A 17,559-nucleotide genomic window follows, 5' to 3' on the forward strand; every position below is an offset into this window, starting at 1 on the left:
ATAGGCGAGCAGAGCATCCGGGCCTCGTGCACTGCCTCCATGCCGCCGCCGCGCAGTAGGTCATTCGCAGCGCCTACTCGTCGATCATGGTGACCTGCCCGATGGCAGAATCTTTGGGGGAGGGGAGCGATGCATCAGCCGAGCAGGAAAATTGCGCTGCCGTTGGTGCTGGCTTGGGTGTTGGCCCTGGTTCTGACGGGGTGGATCGAGGCGCACGCGGGGGATGAAACGTGGTCCGATCTGGACGAGGGCGGGCGCGACGGTATGGACGTCGGTCGCGTGGATGTTGCCCGCTTGCCGTTCGATCGGGCGATCGCGCTGGTGTATGGGACGGGCTCGCGGACGATCGTTTCGTTCGCAGATCCCAACTGCGGCTACTGCAAGGAATCGATGCGCGAACTCGATGCGCTCGGGGACGTAACGGTCTACCTCTTTCTCTACCCCATTCTGGGCGAGGATTCACGGGAAAAGTCCGAACGGATCTGGTGCGCGCCGGATCGGGCGCAGGCATGGCGGGCGTGGATGCTCGAAGGCCGGTTGCCTGCCCCGGCGGCTTGCGATGCGAGTGCGATCGAAGAAAACCTCCGCCTGGGGCGAGAACTGCGGATCTCTTGGGTGCCGACGATCATTTTGCCCTCGGGAAAGCGCATTTCGGGGTTGATCCGTGCCGACGATCTCGGCGATCTGTTGACCGGGGAAGCATCGGGGCTTCGTCGTTGACGACACCCCGAGCGCCGGGTGTGGGGTTCCGTGAGCGTTCGCGACGGCTTTCGCGGTGCCCTCGAGACACGGCGCGGGTATACTCGGGGCCCTTGGTCGCGATGCTCGCTGGAGTGGGGAGACGATGGAAACGATGAACGTGCAAGGACTGGTGGCCGCGATCGAGCGCCTGGCCTCGGTGTTGGAGGCTCGGGCGGCCAGTCAGGAAACGGCGCGGGTGTGCTGGCCGGAAGAAGAGGGTTTGGCCTACTGGTATCGGCGGGTGGGCGGGCGCGGCGTGTTGCAGCCGGTGCGGCGGCCGCATCGTTTGCGCCTCGACGATCTCAAGGACATCGAGCCGCAGAAGGCGCGCGTGGTGCGCAACACCGAACAGTTCCTCGCCGGACGCCCGGCGAACAACGTGCTGCTCACGGGGGCGCGCGGCACGGGGAAGTCTTCCCTCGTGAAGGCGCTGCTCACCGAGTATGCCGATCGGGGGCTGCGACTGGTGGAAATGGAAAAGACCGATCTGGTCGATCTGCCCGACGTGCTCGCCTGCCTCGAGACGCGGCCCGAGCGCTTCATCGTCTTCATCGATGATCTCTCGTTCGAGGAGGGCGAGCCGGCCTATAAGATGCTCAAGAGCGTGCTCGACGGTTCGGTGTGGGCGCAGCCGGACAACGTGCTCCTCTACGCGACCTCCAACCGGCGGCATCTGATGCCGGAGTTCTTCCACGAGAACGAGGGGACGCGCCACGTCGGCGAGGAGGTACATCCGGCCGAGGCGGTGGAGGAAAAAATCTCGCTCTCCGAGCGTTTCGGCCTGTGGGTGTCGTTCTACCCCTTTTCGCAGGAGGAATATCTCACCATCGTCGCGCATTGGCTGCGTTCGTTCGGCGTCGGTGAGGCCGAGATCGAGGCGGCGCGCGCCGAGGCGTTGCAATGGGCGATCGAGCGCGGCTCGCGTTCCGGCCGGGTGGCCTGGCAGTTCGCGCGAGATTGGGCGGGGCGACATGGCTTGCCGCGCAAGGAGCCTCGAGGGTGAAACGCGTGGAAGTGGCCGCGGCGGTGCTGCGGCGCGACGACGGCGCCGTGCTGCTGGGGCAACGGGCAGAGGGAACGTTCTGCCCCGGCTACTGGGAATTTCCCGGCGGCAAGGTGGAGCCGGGCGAGACGCCGGCGCAGGCGCTGGTGCGGGAGTTGGCCGAAGAGCTGGAGATCGCCGTGGCGCCCGAAGACGTGCTGCCGTGGGTGGTGCGCGAGCATGCCTATGCGCACGCGCACGTGCGGCTGCATTTCTTTCGCATCGTGCGCTGGTCGGGCGAGCCTCGGGCGCGGATCCATGCGGCGCTCGCCTGGGTGCGGCCGCCAGCGATGACGGTCGCGCCCCTGTTGCCCGCCAACGGCCCGGTGTGGAAGTTCCTCGCCTTGCCGGAGCGGATGTTGGTGAGCGGCGTGGCGGCGATGCTCGAAGCGGGGGAGCCGCTCGCCGGGGCGCTCGAACGGCAGGAAGATGCGCTCGTGCGTGCGCGTGCCCTGGGGTCGGTGCTCGTGCAGGTGCGCGAGCCGGCGGCGCTCGCCGAAGCGCTGGTGCGTCGGCTGCGCCCCCAGCTGGGGCCGGAGGATCTCCTGGTGCTCAATGGCGAGGTCGATGCCGCCCGGGCGCTGGGCACGGGGCTGCACCTGCCGCAGCGGCGGCTGGAATCGCTTTCCCGGCGACCCGATCTGCCCTGGGTCGGAGCCTCCGTGCACGAGGCGTCCGCTTTGCACCGCGCCGAGGCTTTGGCGCTGGATTACGCGGTCTTGGGGCCGGTACGACCGACCCGCTCGCATCCGGGCACGGCGGCGCTCGGTTGGCAGGGGTTCGAGGAAATCGCGCGCGGTGCGTCGATCCCGGTCTATGCCATCGGCGGGTTGGGACCGGCGGATCTGGAGGATGCGCGCCGTGCCGGGGCGCACGGCGTGGCGGGGATCCGCGCCTGGTGGAGCCAGGTCTATTGCGATTCGTCGCCGGATTCGGATGGTCTTTCTCCGGCCGAGGCCAGGCGATAGCGTTCGTCGGCCCAGGCGCCGAGATCGATGAGTTTGCAGCGCTCGGAGCAGAATGGGCGCCAGCGCGATTCCGGCGTCCATGGCACCGGTTTGCCGCAGGTGGGGCAGGAGACGAGGCGAGGAGTCTTCGCAACGGTGTCGTTCATGGCGTATCCCTTTCACAGTCGGCACAGTTCGAGCACGAAGGGGACGTCGAGTTCCAACGGTTGCGTGGCGGGGCGCAGATCGCTGCGGGGTGGGGCGAATCTCAGACTGATGAGGTACTTGTTGGCCGACATCGAGGGGATGACTTGCAGCGCGGGGTCGACATGGACGCGAGCGAGCAGGCAGCAGGTCCCTTTGAGTGCGCGCTGGTAGGCGCCGCGAGGGGCGATGGCCTCGAAGCGTTCGGCATTGGCGCGCAAGAGGCCCAGCACGAGCTCGACGCCCTCGCGAATCGGCTGCAGCGCAGCGGTCCAGCGTTCGAGCGATGCAGTGCGCGATTCGGGCGGCTGTTCCAGCCAGAAATGGTAGGCGGGGGCATCGAAGCCGCACAGGCCGCCGGGGACGTGGGCGCGTGAGCGCAGCGCCATCAGCCATTCGTTTTCGCGCAGGTAGTGATCCACCCGCCCGACCATGCCGAGCAGAGCGGTACGGGTTCGTTCGATACGCGCCATGAGGGTCGCCAGGCGTTGGGCGTCGACCCGCTCGCTGGGTAGGGCGAGCAGGGCGGCGCGTTGGCGATCGAGCTCCTGCATCAGGTCGAGTTTGAGGTCGGTGCGTCCGGCGATGTCGGCGAGCTCGAAGAGAGTAACGATCGCGGCGTGGTGGTCGTACCGGTGTGTGCCGTCGAGAAAATGTTGCCACCGCTGCCACACGTCCTCGAGGCGCAGCAAGGTGCGAATGCGTTCGCTGAAGGGGAATTCGAAGAGAATCATGACGGCGTGTGCCGGGGAAGTTCGCGGTAGAGGCGGTCGAGCGCTTCGACTTGAGCGTGGAGCTGGGCGAGATCGCCCCCGTTGTCGAGAATGTCGTCGGCGGCGGCGAGCCGCGCGGCCCGGCTCGCCTGCTGCGCCATGATGCGGCGGATCAGGTCTTCATCCAGGCCGCTGCGCGCGCGTACCCGCGCAATCTGAACTTCCTCGGGACAGTCGACCACGGCGATGCGTTGGCAGCGGCGCCGATAATCTGGGCCCGCTTCGATGAGTAGCGGCACGACGAGCACGACATAGGGCGCCTCGGTGGCGGCACGGCAGCGCGCCTCGGATTCCTGGCGAATCAGGGGGTGCAAGATGGCTTCCAGCCGACGTTTCACCTCGGGGTCGGAGAAGGCGAGCGTGCGCATCTTGGCGCGATCGAGCGCCCCGGCAGGGGTGAGGATGTCGGGGCCGAAGGCGGCGACGAGCGCCGGGATCGCCGCGCCGCCGGGTGCGGTGAGTTCGTGCGCGATCGCGTCGGTGTCGACCACGGCGGCGCCGAGCCGCGCGAAGTGCTCGGCGGCGGCACTCTTGCCGCTGCCGATGCCACCGGTCAGGCCGATGATGAAGGGTGGATGGCTCATGGGGAGCAGGTGTCGATGGCGATCTGGGGAAAACGGGCTCGGATGCGCTGGCGCAGGTCGGCGATGGCATCTTGGGGGCCGAGGTAGGTGAGGTCGTGGACGGTAGTGCGGTGCTCCACGATCTGGGCATCCTCGACTTTTTTCGCCCGCAGTTCCGCGATCCGCTTCTCGGCGCTGTCGCGGGAGCGGAAGAGCCCGAGCGAAATGCCCCATTGCAACGGACCAGGGTCTCGGATCACGAAATAATCTTCGACCCCGGCTAGACGCAATTGTTCGAGCCGACGATTCGCGGCTGCCGCGCCTCCTTGGGGGGGAAGGAGCACGCGCCAAGCCGTGGTTTTTGTATTGGTTCGCTCTTGGATTTGGATGCTGGTCAGCCCGCGTGGTACGTCTTTGAGCGCCGGCAGCCGATCGGGATCGACCCCGGTGAGCTGCAGGCAATCCGGAGGGGGAGCCAGGCTCGGAGTCATGGCCGGTCGTTCTGTCCCCGAGGTGCCCGAGCCGGGTGCAGCAGAGGCAGGTGGAGTCTCGATGCGCGGTGTGCCGGCAAGGAGGAGCGGGTCGTTGGCTGTGGGGGGGGTGGGCTCCGGCTCGGTGGCGGTGTGCGCGACCAAGGGCTGCGCCGCTTTGGGATCGTGAGCTTCGACCGATGGGGGAGCGGGCGCCTCCGGCCCCGCTGCCGTTCCGATGATTCTCAGGCGTTCGGGGCGCAGAGGGTGCTCGCCGGCTGCGCGTGTCGCTTCGGGAGAAGGTCGCGGCAACAGCCCCGCGGTCATCGCTAGCAGGAGCGCGTTGACGAGCAGGAGCAGCGCGATCAGAAGGCGCATCGCCTCGGTATTCCTCTCAGCCTACGCTCGGCAAAGCGCGTAGCGCCTCGGCCAGAAGTTCATCGGGCAGGGTGTAATCTTCGAGCTCGCCGCGCAAGTAGCGCTCGTAGGCGCTCATGTCGAAGTGCCCGTGTCCCGTGAGGTTGAAGAGCAGCACCTTGGCTTCGCCAGTTTCCTTGCAGCGCAAGGCTTCGTCGATCACGGCGCGGATGGCGTGACAGGATTCCGGTGCGGGGATGATGCCCTCGGCGCGGGCGAACTGGATGCCGGCCTCGAACGTGGCCCGCTGCGGCACGGCGAGCGCCTCGACCTGACCCTCATGCACGAGCTGCGACACCAAAGGGGAGGCACCATGGTAGCGCAGCCCGCCGGCGTGGATGCCCGGCGGCACGAAGTCGTGTCCCAGGGTGTACATCCGCATCAAGGGGGTGAAGCCGGAGGCATCCCCGTAATCGTAGGCGTAGGTCCCCTTGGTGAGGGTGGGGCAGGATTCGGGCTCCACCGCCACGCAACGCAATCCCGCGGCGCGCCGTTCGCCGGCGAACTTGTCGGCGAGGAAGGGGAAGGCGATGCCGCCGAAGCTCGAGCCGCCGCCGCAGGGACCGAAGATCACGTCGGGATAGAGCCCGATTTTCTCGAACTGCTTCTTCGCTTCCAGTCCGATGAGGCTCTGGTGCAGTAGGACGTGGTTGAGCACCGAACCGAGGGTGTAGTTGGTGTCGGGGCGGGAGGTGGCTTCTTCGACGGCTTCGGAAATGGCGATACCCAAAGAGCCCGGATGATCCGGCTCGGTGGCGAGGATGCGCCGCCCGGTCTCGGTGAGCGGCGAAGGGCTGGCGTGCACCTCCGCGCCCCAGGTTTCCATCAGCACACGGCGCTGCGGCTTTTGCTGGTAGCTCACGCGCACCATGTAGACGCGCACCTCCAGCCCGAACATCTGGCCGGCGAAGGCGATCGAGGAGCCCCACTGGCCGGCGCCGGTCTCGGTGGTGAGCCGTTCGATGCCGACCTGGCGGTTGTAATAAGCTTGGGGCACGGCGGAATTGGGCTTGTGAGAACCGGCTGGGGAAACGCCTTCGTACTTGAAGAAAATCTTGGCTGGCGTGCCCAGGCGCCGCTCCAGGCGTACGGCGCGCATGAGCGGCGAGGGGCGCCAGATGGCATAGGCCTCGCGCACCGCGTCGGGGATGGCGATCCAGCGCTCGCGGCTCATCTCCTGCTCGAGGATGGGCTCGGGAAAGATCGCGGCCATCGCCGAGGGATCGACCGGTTTGCCATCCGGTCCGAGCGGGGGTGCCGGCGGGGTGGAGAGATCGGCGGCGATGTTGTACCAATGCGTCGGAATCTCGTGCTCTTCGAGGAGGACCCGGGTTGGTTCGCTCATGGGGTGTGCTCTCGTGCGTCATGGGAGGGATTGGGACGGGCGCTGGCAGCGGCGACCACGGCCAGGCCCCGCAGGACGAGATTATCCACCGTCCGGGCCGGAATGGCCAGATGCCCGGCGATGATGTCGGCGTCGCCGCCCGAGAGCAGGGCCATGGCACCGCAGGCAGGCCCCTCCATGACCCGATAGTAATGTTCGATGGCCCCGACCTGGGCGAGCAGGCAGCCGCTGGCGATGGCGTCCTGCGTGTTCGTCGGCGGCAGGCGGACGTCGCCGGTGGCAAAGGGCAGGCGGGCAGTGGCGTGTGCCAGGCTCGCACGCATGGTCGTGAGCCCAGGCAGGATCAACCCGCCACGAAAGAATCCGTCGGCGTCGAGCCAGTCCACCGTGGTGGCCGTGCCGCAGCAGACGACGAGCGCTGCGCCCCGGTGCAGGTGGTGCGCGGCGATGAGCGCGGCCCAACGGTCGGCGCCGAGCCGCTCGGGCTCGTCGTAGCCGTTCGTGACGCCGCAGGACTGCGCCTGCGCCACGAGCCAATGGATCGAACCGAGCTGGCGTTCGAGTTCGAGGGCGAGCCGGTCGTGCGCCACATTCACGCCGAAACGCCGGGTCGAAGCGGGCAGCCGTGCGCGCATCGCTTCGATCCACTGCGGGATGTCGACGTGGCGGCAGGCGCCGCTCTCGCGCCAGTGTTCGCCCTCGAGCAAGGCCCATTTGAGCCGCGTGTTGCCCAGATCGAGGAGCAGCGTCGGATTCATGCGAGGGGGCGCAGCGAGACGTCACCGACGCAGCAGGCGATGCGCCCGCTGGCGGTGTCGAGCAGCAGGCAGCCGGTGTCGTCGACGCCGGCGTCGATCCCGACGAGCTCGCGCTCGCCGTCGCGCACCGCCACTTCTTGGCCGGCGTAGGCGTCGAGCGCGTTCCATTCGTCGCGCCAGGGAACGAAGCCGCGACCGGCGAGATAGCTTGCGCGCACGGCGTCTAGCCGTTCGAGGAGCGCGGCGAGCACCGCTGCCTGCGGCGGCAGGGGGGCGAGGTGGTGCGCCAGCGCGGTGGCCGGCAGGCCGCTTGCAGGCTGAAAATCCGGCGGCAGTTCGAGATTGAGCCCGATGCCGACGACGACGCGGGTCGGCGCCGCATGACGGCTTTGCGCTTCGATGAGCACGCCGGCCACCTTGGCGCCGGCGATGAGGAGGTCGTTGGGCCATTTGAGCCCGACGCCGGGCACGCCCAGCGCCTGCAAGCCTCGAGCGAGCGCCACGCCGACGGCAAGCGGCAGCGCTTCGAGCGAGGTGCCCGGAGGAAACGCGAAGAGGCAGGAGAAGGTGAGACTCGCATCGGGCCAGGATTGCCAGATCCGGTCCTGCCGTCCCCTTCCCCGGGTCTGCCGGTCGGCACCGACGACGGCAAGGCGCCCGGGATCGGGCAGCGGCAGGCGCATCGCCTCGTCGTTGGTCGAGGCGCATTCGCCAAGCCAATGAAGATCGAGCCGTCGGGCGATCGCCTCGGGCAGGAGCCGGTGCAATGCCGCCGGATCGAAGGCGGAGGGAGCGGGCATGGAGTGTCGCAGGAAGGGTGCGAAGCGCTTATTGTACGGCAGGCGCTAGCGCTTGAGCTTGCGCGTGAGCGTGTTGCGGCCCACGCCGAGCCGGGCGGCGGCTTCTGCCCGGCGCTGGCCGGTGTGGGCGAGCGCCCGCTCGAAGAGGACGCGTTCGAAACGCGCGTGCAGCTCATCGTAGAGGGCGGTGCGGCCGGTGGCAAGCAGGCGGTCGACTTCCTCGGCGAGCAAGTGTTCCCAGGCCGGGGATGCGGAGGAAGGCTCGGTGGTGCCGGCAGGTTCCACGGGGGTGCGCACTTCCGGCGGCAGATCGTGCGGTTCGATGCGCTGCGCCGGGGTCATGACGGTGAGCCAATGACAGAGGTTCTCGAGCTGGCGCACGTTGCCGGGAAAGGGGTAGCGTACGAGCGCTTCCAATGCGGCCGGCGAGAGCGTCTTGCGCTCCACCCCCAGTTCGCGCGCGCTCTTCGTCAGGAAGTGGCGCGCCAGCAGCGGGATGTCCTCGGCGCGCTCGCGCAGTGGCGGCAGGCGCAGCCGGATGACGTTGAGGCGGTGATAGAGGTCTTCGCGAAAGAGTCCTTCGCGCACGCGGGCTTCCAGGTCCTGGTGCGTGGCGGTGATGATGCGCACGTTGGCGCGCAGCGGCTGCTGTCCGCCGATGCGGTAGTAGTGCCCGTCGGAGAGCACGCGCAGCAGCCGGGTTTGGAGGTCTGCGGGCATGTCGCCGATCTCGTCGAGAAAGAGCGTGCCGCCCTCGGCCTGCTCGAAGCGGCCGCGGCGGGCGGCGGCGGCGCCGGTGAAGGCGCCTTTCTCGTGGCCGAAGAGCTCGGCTTCGAGCAGTTCGCGCGGGATCGCCGCGGTGTTGATGGCGACGAACGGGCCGTCGCGCCGCGGGCTGTGGCGGTGGAGCGCCCGGGCGACGAGTTCCTTGCCGGTGCCGGATTCGCCGGTGATGAGCACGGTGGCGCTGGAGTGCGACAGCCGCCCGATGGCGCGAAAGACTTCCTGCATCGCCGGGGCCTGCCCCAGGATCTCGGGGGTGGCGTCCGGCTCGTCTTGGGCCACTGCGCCGGGCCGCGCCTCCAGCGCTCGACGCACCAGGCGCACGGCCTCGGGTACGTCGAAGGGTTTGGGCAGGTACTCGAAGGCGCCGGCCTGAAAAGCGCTCACGGCGCTGTCGAGGTCCGAATAGGCGGTCATCACGATCACGGGCGTACCAGGAGAGCGCTCATGCAGCCGGCGCACGAACTCGAGCCCGTCGGTGCCGGGCATGCGGATGTCGGTGAGCACCACTGCCGGCCGTTCCTGCCCGAGCGCCTCCAGCGCCGTCTCGGCACGATCGAAACCGCGATGCGGCAGGTTCTCGCGTTCGAGCGCGCGCTCGAGCACCCAGCGGATGGATTTGTCGTCGTCGAGGATCCAGATGGCGTCGTTCATGTCGGGCTCCCGGAAGCGAGCGGCAGCAGGAGGTGGAAGCGCGTGCGCCCGGGGCGGCTGTCGAACTCGATGACGCCGTGGTGCTGGGCGACGATGTCCTGGGCGATCGCCAGTCCCAGTCCCGCGCCGCCCTCGCGCCCGCTCACGAGCGGATAGAAGATGCGCTCGCGCAGCGCTTCGGGGATACCGGGACCATCGTCGGCGATCTCGACGTGGAGCGCGAGGCGGTAGCGCCGTTTGGCGAGCGTCACCTGGCGCGCGGCGCGGGTGCGCAGCTCGACTTTACCCTTGCCCCCGGTGGCCTGGGCGGCGTTGCGCGCGATGTTGAGGATCGCCTGCAGCAGGCGCTCACGGTCGGCGGTAAGCTCCGGCAGGCTCGCGTCGTAGTCGCGCTCGACCCGCAAAGCGGGGAATTCGGCGAGCAGCAGCCGGCGCACGTGCTCGAGGATCTCGTGGACGTTGACCGGGGCCGGGTGCGGCGCCTGGTGCGCGGCCAGCAGCCCGGCGAGCAGGCGCTGCAGGCGGTCGGTCTCGAGAATGATGACTTCGGTGTACTCCGCGAGCGCCGGATCGGGCAGTTCCATCTGCAGCAGTTGCGCCGCGCCGCGAATGCCGCCCAAAGGGTTCTTGATCTCGTGGGCGAGCGCGCGCACGAGTTCGCGTGCGGCCTGCTGCAGGCGCAGGCGCTCTTCTTCCTGGGTCGTCTTGAGGCGCTGGTCGATGGGGCGGAATTCGAGGGTGAATCCTTCGCCGTCGTCCTGGATGGGGCTCACCGTGACGTCGGCCGCGAGCGTCTGACCGGAAGGGAGATGCAGGCCGATGCCGTGGCAGGCGTAGAACCAGCGGTTGCGTTCGGCCTCGTCGAGAGCGGTGCGCAAGGTGGGCGAGGCACCGAAGATCTCTTCCCAGGGGCGACCGGCAAGGCGTTCGCGGGCGAGACCGAAGAGGTGCTCGGCCGCGGCGTTGGCCGTCCGTAGCCGACGGTCGGGGCCGGCGAGGACGACGGCGGTGGAGAGCCAGTCGAGGGCGGTGAGATCGGGCGGCATGGCGGTGCCTGGTGTCGGAACGGGAGAAATGCAGCAAGAACGGTGCCAGGTATGCTGCAGACTCAGCGCAGGCGCTGGAGTTCGCGTTCGATCGCTTCGAGGTTGCGCCGCTGGCGTTCGGCCTGGGCTTTGAGTTCGGCGGCGCGCTCCGGCGAGGCGGTCTGCAGCGCGCGCTGCGTTTCTTGCAGGCGCTGGTTCTCTGCGGCTTTCTCTTCTTCGAGGATGCGGCGGCGAAGGTCGTCGCGCTGGCGCTGTTCGCCGGGGCTCACCCGGGGAAAGTTCGAGGGGGAAGCGGCAGCGGGGGCGGAAGGGGCGGGCGTCGCGTCGAGGTAGGGGAGATCGCGCAGGGCCTCGCAGCGCATCCCTTTGGTGCTGGCGCGATCGTTGGTGTAGGTGATGCGTCCGTCGCCGTCGGTGCATTTCCATAGCGTTGCCCAGGCGCTCGGTGCGCACAGCATGCCGAAACCCAGGAGGACGGCGCAGGAGGCGAGGCGGGACGGAAACCTGATCATGCAGCAAGTATAAAGGAAAAAGGGCGGCCGCGGCCGCCCTCTTCCTTTCATCGCCCCCTGCGGGGGCAGCTCGCACTCACAGGCTGTAGTAGAGCTCGAATTCGAGCGGGTGGGTGGTCATGCGCATGCGCTGCACTTCCTCGTTCTTCAGCTCGATGTAGGCATCGATGAAGTCGTTGGAGAAGACGCCGCCGCGGGTGAGGAACTCGCGGTCGGCATCGAGCGCTGCCAGCGCCTGGTCGAGGCTGTGGCACACGGTCGGGATCTTGGCGTCCTCTTCCGGCGGCAGGTCGTAGAGGTTCTTGTCGGCCGGATCGCCCGGGTGGATCTTGTTCTGCACGCCGTCGAGCCCCGCCATCATCAGCGCGGCGAAGGCGAGATAGGGGTTGGCGAGCGGATCGGGGAAGCGCGCTTCGATGCGCCGCGCCTTGGGATTGGCCACGTAGGGAATGCGGATGGAGGCCGAGCGGTTGCGCGCGGAGTAGGCGAGCTTCGTCGGCGCCTCGAAGTGCGGCACCAGGCGCTTGTAGGAGTTGGTGCCGGGGTTGGTGATGGCGTTGAGCGCCCGGGCGTGCTTGATGATGCCGCCGATGTAGTAGAGCGCGAATTCGGACAGCCCCGCGTAGCCGTTGCCGGCGAAGAGGTTTTGGCCCGCTTTCCAGATGGATTGGTGAACGTGCATGCCCGAGCCGTTGTCGCCGACGAGGGGCTTGGGCATGAAGGTAGCCGTCTTGCCGTACTGGTGCGCCACGTTGTGCACCACGTATTTGAGCGCCTGAGTCCAGTCGGCGCGGCGCGTGAGGGTGTTGAACTTGGTGCCGATCTCGCACTGGCCGGCGTTGGCCACTTCGTGGTGGTGTACTTCGACCGGCACGCCGATCGATTCGAGGGCGAGCACCATGGCAGAGCGGATGTCGTGCAGGCTATCGACCGGAGGGACGGGGAAATAGCCGCCCTTGACGCGCGGACGGTGGCCGGTGCCTTCCCAGGAGGCTTCGCTCGAAGTGATCTTCACCGAGCAGCCGGACATGTCGACCGACCAGTCGACCTCGTCGAAGATGAAAAATTCGGGTTCGGGGCCGAAGTAGACGGTGTCGCCCAGCCCCGTCGACTTCAGATAGGCCTCGGCGCGCTTGGCGATCGAGCGGGGATCGCGATCGTAGCCCTTGCCGTCGGCCGGCTCCACCACGTCGCAGGTGATGACCACCGTGGGTTCTTCATAGAAGGGGTCGACGTAGGCGGTTTCCGGGTCGGGTACGAGCAGCATGTCGGAGGCCTGGATGCCTTTCCAGCCGGCGATCGAGGAGCCGTCGAAGGCGTGGCCGCGCTCGAAGACTTCTTCGTCGAAGGCCGAGACCGGCACCGTGACGTGATGCTCCTTGCCGAGGATGTCGGTGAAACGGTAGTCCACGAAACGGGCTTCACTTTCGTGGATGAGCTTGAGGACGTCTTGGGCATTCATCGGATCGACTCCGGGTCAGGAAAAAGTGGAAGGATTTTAGCAAGTGTCGTGCCAGCTTTTGGTTTGCCTCAAAGGGAGGCATTTCCGGCTGGAGGAGGGGGAGGAGGGACTTCGTTCGCACTGATTTGGTGCAATTTTTCGCTTCCTGTGCCCGGTTCCGGTGCAAGCTCGACGAAGAGCCGCAGGGAAGCGAGGTCGGGATGGCGTTGGCGCAGGGCGTCGAGCTGGGAGAAAAGGGCCGCACGGTCCGCGGCGAGCAGGGAAGGCGCGTGTTCGGCCGGAACCAGCAGGTCGAGATAGGTGCGCCCGCCGAGATAGTGCAGGACGATCCAGTCGGGCGAAGCGGCGGCGAAAGCCGGGAGCGCGCGCAGGTCCTGCACCACTTCGGTGCGGTCGGTGAGCGCCTGCAGCTGATCGGGCGGGCGGGTCGTGTCGTTTTCGTGATCGACGTGGATCAGCGCGTCGTCGAGGTTGGGGAAGCGGGCCTTGAGGCGGGCGAATACGGTATCGGCCACGCGGTGCCCTTCGGAGACCGACAGGCGGGGGGCGACCTGGATGTGCGCATCCACCAGGATGCGGTCGGCCATGCGCCGCGTGCGGATCTGGTGCAGATCCTCGACGCCGGGGGTGGTGCGGATCGTCTCGGTCAGTCGGGCGACTTCTTCCGGCTCGAGCCCGGTGTCGACGAGCTCGCGCACCGCACGGTAGGCAAAGCGCACTCCCATCGAGGCGATCATGAAGCCGACCAGCGCCGCCGCGAGCGGTTCGAGGAAGCGGTAGCCGGCAAGGCTGCCGCCGATGCCGATCGCCACCACGAGCGAGGAGGCGGCATCCGAGCGGGCATGCCAGGCGGCGGCCTCCAGCACCTGCGCCTTGAGGGCGCGTCCGCGGCGGCGTAGCCAATGGAACATGCCTTCTTTGGCGAGCAGTGTGATGAGCGCCATGACGAAGGCCGCGGTTTCGATCGGCGGGGCGTGCTCGAGCGTCTGTAGCCGCATGCCCGCCGCCCACAGGAAGCCGCAGCCCACTCCCAGCAGTACGAGCCCGAGAACGAAGCTGGCAAACGTTTCGAAACGCCCGTGTCCGTAGGGATGGTTGTCGTCGGGCGGAGCGCCGCCGCTGCGCCCGGCCCAGCTCACCATGGCGTCGGTGGTGAGGTCGGCGAGGGTATGGATCGCATCGGCCACGAGGCTGAACGCGTTGGCGGCTAGCCCGATGAGGATCTGCAATATGGCCAGGATGGCGTTGATGGCCATGGCCGTGAGACTGGTGCGGGCGATGGCGTTGCCGCGCATCCGCGCTGCGTTGGGCAGTGGAGGCGGTATACTAGATTCGGAGCTCATGGAGGACGCCGTGGGAAATCTGCACGATATTCTAGCGCTTGCCGGCGAGCGCGCCGAGCGCTTCGGCCTGCCCTACGCCGGGGCTTTGACGCCCCCCGAGGCGTTTTTGGTGTGGCAAACGGCGCCCGGCGCGGTACTCGTCGATTGCCGTACCCGCGCCGAGTGGGATTGGGTAGGCCGTATTCCCGGTGCGGTGGAGATCGAATGGCTGCACTATCCCGACTTGATGCCGAATCCCAATTTTCTCACCCACCTTCGGGCCCAGGTCGACCCCGAGTCCTTGGTGATGTTCTTGTGTCGCTCGGGTGGCCGTTCCGATCAGGCGGCGCGTGTGGCTACGGCGGCGGGTTTTACTTCGTGTTACAACGTGCTCGAAGGCTTCGAGGGTGCGAAAGACGCCGCCGGGCATCGGGGAACGGTGGGGGGATGGAAGTTCCACGGTCTGCCGTGGGTGCAAAGTTGAATCGATGCCCTTTGGGAGGGAGGAGATGACGGCGATTCTCGAGAAAGCCTTGCCGTTCGCGCCCTACGCGGCGATGAGCGACGAGCAGGCGCAGGAGCGCATCCTCGCGGCGCGATCGCGGCTGGGCGAGGAGGCGGTGATCCTGTGCCACCACTATCAGCGCGCCGACGTCTATCGGCACGCCGATCTCACCGGCGATTCGCTCAAGCTCGCCCGGCTCGCCGCACAGACTTCCTCGCGCTACATCGTCTTCTGCGGCGTGCATTTCATGGCCGAGGTGGCCGACATCCTGTCGCAGCCCGAGCAGGTGGCGATCCTGCCGGATCTGGCCGCCGGCTGTTCCATGGCCGACATGGCCGATCTCGCCAAGGTGACGCGCGCCTGGCGGGAACTGGGCGAGGTGCTCGACGGCGATCCGGCCGAGGTCTATACGCCGGTCACGTACATCAATTCCGCGGCCGATCTCAAGGCGTTCTGCGGCCGCCACGGCGGCATCGTGTGCACCTCGACCAATGCGCCGCACATCATGGAGTGGGCGCTGGCGCGCCGCCCCAAGCTCCTCTTCTTTCCCGACCAGCATCTGGGACGCTGGACCGGCCACCAGCGCGGCATCCCGCTGGAAGACATGCTGGTGTGGGATCCCGACCTGCCCTACGGCGGTTTGAGCCCGGAGCAGATCAGGCGGGCTACCATCCTGCTGTGGAAAGGGCATTGTTCGGTGCATCAGATGTTTACCAAGGCGCAGATCGAGCGCTGGCGCGCCAGGCATCCCCAGGGCTACGTCATCTCGCACCCGGAGTGCGCCTTCGAGGTGTGCCTCGCCTCCGATTACGTCGGTTCGACCGAATTCATCCAGAGCACGGTGCGCGCGGCGCCGGCCGGCACCGAATGGCTGGTGGGCACCGAGTTCAACCTGGTGAGCCGCCTGGCCGAGGAGATGGCTCCGCAGGGCAAGACGGTGCAGTTCATGGGCGGCGTGGTGTGCATGTGCTCGACGATGCAGCGCATCGACCCGCAGCACCTCGCCTGGACGCTCGACAATCTGGTTCAGGGGCGGGTGGTCAATCGCATCGCCGTGCCCGGGGAGGTCGCGCAATGGGCGAAAGTGGCGCTCGAGCGGATGCTCTCGGCCACATGAACGTTCCGATGATTGCAGAAAAACGGCAGAAACTCTGGGGGCGGTGGCGCTCTTGGCTCGCGCCGTCGGAAAATCCGCGCCATCTCATTCCTGCCGGGGCGGCGTTGCGTGTGGTCAGCTACAACATCCACAAGGGCTGGGGTCCGCTCAACCGCCATCTGACCATCGCAGAGATGCGCGAGGCGCTGCATGGCCTCGACCCCGACCTCGTGCTGCTGCAGGAGGTCCAGGGAGTGCATATCGGGCACGCGCTGCGCCATGCTCACTGGCCGGCGCAGCCGCAGCATCACTATCTCGGGGCCGAACGCTGGCCCGAGCGCATCTACGGCGGCAACCGTTTCCACGAGCTGGGACATCACGGCAATGCGGTGCTATCGCGCTTTCCGGTCCAGGACTGGGCCAATCACGACGTCTCGGCGCATCGTTGGGAGAGTCGCGGCATCCTGCATTGTGCCGTGGCGCTGCCGCACGGCGCGGTCTTGCATGTTTTTTGCGTGCATCTCGGGCTCAGGGCACGCTGGCGGCGCCAGCAGCTCGAGCGGCTGCGTGAGCTGATCGCCGCCTTGCCCCTGCAGGCGCCGGTCGTCGTCGGCGGGGACTTCAACGACTGGGGTCGAGCGGCGGAAGAGCTCCTCGCTCTGCCCTTGGGCTTGCAAGATGCTTTTACCGCTGCCGGACGCCGCGCGCCGCCGCGGACCTATCCCGCGCGCGGTCTGGCGATCGGTCGGCTCGACCGGCTCTACGTGCGCGGCGGTACGGTGCGTGAAGCGCACGTGCTGCGCGGACGTCCTTGGTCGCGCCTTTCGGATCATCTCCCGCTCGTGGTCGACCTCGACCTGGACGTTCGATGAGTGCGCCGTGCGGCTGCTTCCCCGCCTGAGGTCCCGCCGATGGCTTTGGACTTCCTGCCCGGTAACCGCCTCCAGTTGCTGGAGAACGGTGCGGAATTCTTCCCGGCGCTGCTGCAGGCGATCGATGAGGCCCGCGAGGAAGTGCGGCTCGAGACCTACATCTTCGAGTGCGACGAAATCGGCGAGGCGGTGCTCGCGGCGCTGGTCCGGGCAGTGGCTCGGGGCGTGCGCACTCGTCTCCTGGTCGATGGCTTCGGCAGCCGTGATTTTGTGCTGCAGCGGATGCACGGCGTGGCGGCCGCGGGCGTGGAGGTCGAAGTCTATCGCCCGCTGCGTGGCCCCTGGTTCATTCCCCGGCGTCATCGCCTGCGGCGCCTGCACCGCAAGCTCGTCTGCTGCGACGGACGCGTCGCGTTCGTCGGCGGCATCAACATCCTCTCGGATTTCACTCGTCTGCCCGGGCGCCGGACCCGCCAACCGCGGTGGGATTACGCCGTGCGGATCGAGGGGCCGCTCGTGCGTTCGGTGCAGCAGGCGATGCGTCGCCTGTGGCGCCTGGTCTACTGGACCAACGTCAAGCGCCGTCCTCCTCCTGAGCCTCGCCTCACGGCAGCCCCGAGGATCGACCCGGCCGGACCCCATCGCGCCGCCCTGGTGCTGCGCGACAACTGGCGCCATCGTCACGACATCGAGCACGCCTATCTGCAGATGCTCGCGCGTGCCCGCGAAGAGGTCTGGATCGCCTGTGCCTATTTTTTCCCCGGTCAACGCTTTCGCCGGGCGCTGGCGGCCTGCACGGCGCGGGGCGTGCGGGTGCGCCTCGTCCTGCAGGGACTGAGCGATCATCCCATCCTGTCGCAGGCCACGCGCGCCCTCTATCCCTGGCTGCTGCGCCATGGCATCGAACTGTGGGAATATCATGCCACCGAGATGCACGCCAAGGTGGCGGTGTTCGATGATCGCTACGCTACGGTGGGCTCGAGCAACATCGATCCTTTCAGCCTCTTCATGGCGCGCGAGGCCAACGTCTGGGTGGATGACCCGGGGTTCAGCACAGATCTGCGTGCACGGATCGAGCGGCACGTGGCGCAGGGCGCGGTGCGGCTCGACGAAGAGGGGTTCGCGAGGCTGCCCCGCTGGCGCAAGGCATTGAGCTGGGTGGTGCTCGGCTGGGTGCGCCTCATCATCGGCTGGGCGGGCTACACGCGCGACATGGAGGGGTGAAATTGGTATCATCGCGCTTTTCC

The 17,559-nt window shown here is 67.7% G+C and carries 19 protein-coding genes; 7 read left to right on the forward strand and 12 right to left on the reverse strand.

Annotated features, from left to right (window positions below; all coding sequences use genetic code 11):
• Window positions 1-129: 129 nt before the first annotated feature.
• From GV368_RS00985 to GV368_RS00995, 3 genes are all read left to right on the forward strand, one after another.
• A complete protein-coding gene (locus GV368_RS00985; RefSeq protein ID WP_169114699.1) occupies window positions 130-720 on the forward strand; it encodes a DsbC family protein in 591 nt (196 codons plus the stop codon).
• Between the two features lie 124 nt (window positions 721-844).
• Entirely contained in the window at window positions 845-1,744 is a 900-nt protein-coding gene (locus GV368_RS00990; protein ID WP_206673181.1) for an ATP-binding protein, read from the forward strand.
• Window positions 1,741-2,751 carry a Nudix family hydrolase gene (locus GV368_RS00995; RefSeq protein ID WP_206673182.1) on the forward strand — a complete coding sequence of 337 codons (1,011 nt, stop codon included), beginning with the start codon at window positions 1,741-1,743 and terminating at the stop codon, window positions 2,749-2,751. The genes GV368_RS00990 and GV368_RS00995 overlap by 4 nt, the downstream gene beginning before the upstream one ends.
• Here GV368_RS00995 and yacG read toward each other — a convergent pair.
• From yacG to GV368_RS01055, 12 genes are all read right to left on the reverse strand, one after another.
• Window positions 2,694-2,897, reverse strand: a complete 204-nt coding sequence (yacG, locus tag GV368_RS01000) for a DNA gyrase inhibitor YacG (protein WP_169114703.1) — start codon at window positions 2,895-2,897, stop codon at window positions 2,694-2,696. The two genes, GV368_RS00995 and yacG, sit on opposite strands and share 58 nt — an antisense overlap.
• A 12-nt stretch (window positions 2,898-2,909) precedes the next feature.
• Window positions 2,910-3,668 (reverse strand): cell division protein ZapD, encoded by a 759-nt coding sequence (zapD, locus tag GV368_RS01005; protein ID WP_169114704.1) that lies wholly within the window; start codon window positions 3,666-3,668, stop codon window positions 2,910-2,912.
• Window positions 3,665-4,291 (reverse strand): dephospho-CoA kinase, encoded by a 627-nt coding sequence (gene coaE / locus GV368_RS01010; protein ID WP_178086716.1) that lies wholly within the window; start codon window positions 4,289-4,291, stop codon window positions 3,665-3,667. Before coaE ends, zapD begins: the two co-directional genes overlap by 4 nt.
• A complete protein-coding gene (locus GV368_RS01015; protein WP_169114705.1) occupies window positions 4,288-5,118 on the reverse strand; it encodes an SPOR domain-containing protein in 831 nt (276 codons plus the stop codon). The genes coaE and GV368_RS01015 overlap by 4 nt, the downstream gene beginning before the upstream one ends.
• A gap of 16 nt (window positions 5,119-5,134) precedes the next feature.
• Complete coding sequence (locus GV368_RS01020) at window positions 5,135-6,502, reverse strand: TrpB-like pyridoxal phosphate-dependent enzyme (protein WP_169114706.1); 1,368 nt, start codon at window positions 6,500-6,502, stop codon at window positions 5,135-5,137.
• Window positions 6,499-7,260 (reverse strand): type III pantothenate kinase, encoded by a 762-nt coding sequence (locus GV368_RS01025; protein WP_169114707.1) that lies wholly within the window; start codon window positions 7,258-7,260, stop codon window positions 6,499-6,501. Before GV368_RS01025 ends, GV368_RS01020 begins: the two co-directional genes overlap by 4 nt.
• The gene (locus GV368_RS01030) at window positions 7,257-8,060 is read right to left on the reverse strand and encodes a biotin--[acetyl-CoA-carboxylase] ligase (RefSeq protein WP_169114708.1); all 804 of its coding nucleotides are present in this window, start codon (window positions 8,058-8,060) and stop codon (window positions 7,257-7,259) included. Before GV368_RS01030 ends, GV368_RS01025 begins: the two co-directional genes overlap by 4 nt.
• Before the next feature lie 45 nt (window positions 8,061-8,105).
• Window positions 8,106-9,497 carry a nitrogen regulation protein NR(I) gene (gene ntrC, locus GV368_RS01035; RefSeq protein WP_169114709.1) on the reverse strand — a complete coding sequence of 464 codons (1,392 nt, stop codon included), beginning with the start codon at window positions 9,495-9,497 and terminating at the stop codon, window positions 8,106-8,108.
• Window positions 9,494-10,543 (reverse strand): nitrogen regulation protein NR(II), encoded by a 1,050-nt coding sequence (gene glnL, locus GV368_RS01040; RefSeq protein WP_169114711.1) that lies wholly within the window; start codon window positions 10,541-10,543, stop codon window positions 9,494-9,496. The genes ntrC and glnL overlap by 4 nt, the downstream gene beginning before the upstream one ends.
• 62 nt (window positions 10,544-10,605) lie before the next feature.
• The gene (locus GV368_RS01045; RefSeq protein ID WP_055422526.1) at window positions 10,606-11,055 is read right to left on the reverse strand and encodes a DUF4124 domain-containing protein; all 450 of its coding nucleotides are present in this window, start codon (window positions 11,053-11,055) and stop codon (window positions 10,606-10,608) included.
• 76 nt (window positions 11,056-11,131) lie between these two features.
• Window positions 11,132-12,517 (reverse strand): type I glutamate--ammonia ligase, encoded by a 1,386-nt coding sequence (glnA, locus tag GV368_RS01050; RefSeq protein WP_169114718.1) that lies wholly within the window; start codon window positions 12,515-12,517, stop codon window positions 11,132-11,134.
• 68 nt (window positions 12,518-12,585) lie between these two features.
• Window positions 12,586-13,860: a cation diffusion facilitator family transporter gene (locus GV368_RS01055; RefSeq protein WP_169114721.1), complete on the reverse strand. Its 1,275-nt coding sequence runs from the start codon at window positions 13,858-13,860 to the stop codon at window positions 12,586-12,588.
• On the opposite strand from GV368_RS01055, the gene GV368_RS01060 reads away from it, so the two are divergent.
• Genes GV368_RS01060 through clsB form a run of 4 tightly spaced genes read left to right on the forward strand, consistent with a single transcriptional unit; the run spans window position 13,859 to window position 17,536 of the window.
• Entirely contained in the window at window positions 13,859-14,323 is a 465-nt protein-coding gene (locus GV368_RS01060) for a rhodanese-like domain-containing protein (RefSeq protein ID WP_194240853.1), read from the forward strand. The genes GV368_RS01055 and GV368_RS01060 overlap by 2 nt on opposite strands.
• A 25-nt stretch (window positions 14,324-14,348) precedes the next feature.
• A complete protein-coding gene (gene nadA, locus GV368_RS01065; RefSeq protein ID WP_169114723.1) occupies window positions 14,349-15,461 on the forward strand; it encodes a quinolinate synthase NadA in 1,113 nt (370 codons plus the stop codon).
• A gap of 8 nt (window positions 15,462-15,469) precedes the next feature.
• A complete protein-coding gene (locus GV368_RS01070) occupies window positions 15,470-16,312 on the forward strand; it encodes an endonuclease/exonuclease/phosphatase family protein (protein ID WP_169114725.1) in 843 nt (280 codons plus the stop codon).
• Window positions 16,313-16,351: 39 nt separating this feature from the next.
• Window positions 16,352-17,536: a cardiolipin synthase ClsB gene (gene clsB / locus GV368_RS01075; protein WP_178086717.1), complete on the forward strand. Its 1,185-nt coding sequence runs from the start codon at window positions 16,352-16,354 to the stop codon at window positions 17,534-17,536.
• The last annotated feature ends 23 nt before the right edge of the window (window positions 17,537-17,559 follow it).

The organism is Tepidiphilus baoligensis, assembly GCF_012911495.1.
Taxonomy (GTDB): Bacteria; Pseudomonadota; Gammaproteobacteria; order Burkholderiales; family Rhodocyclaceae; genus Tepidiphilus; species Tepidiphilus olei.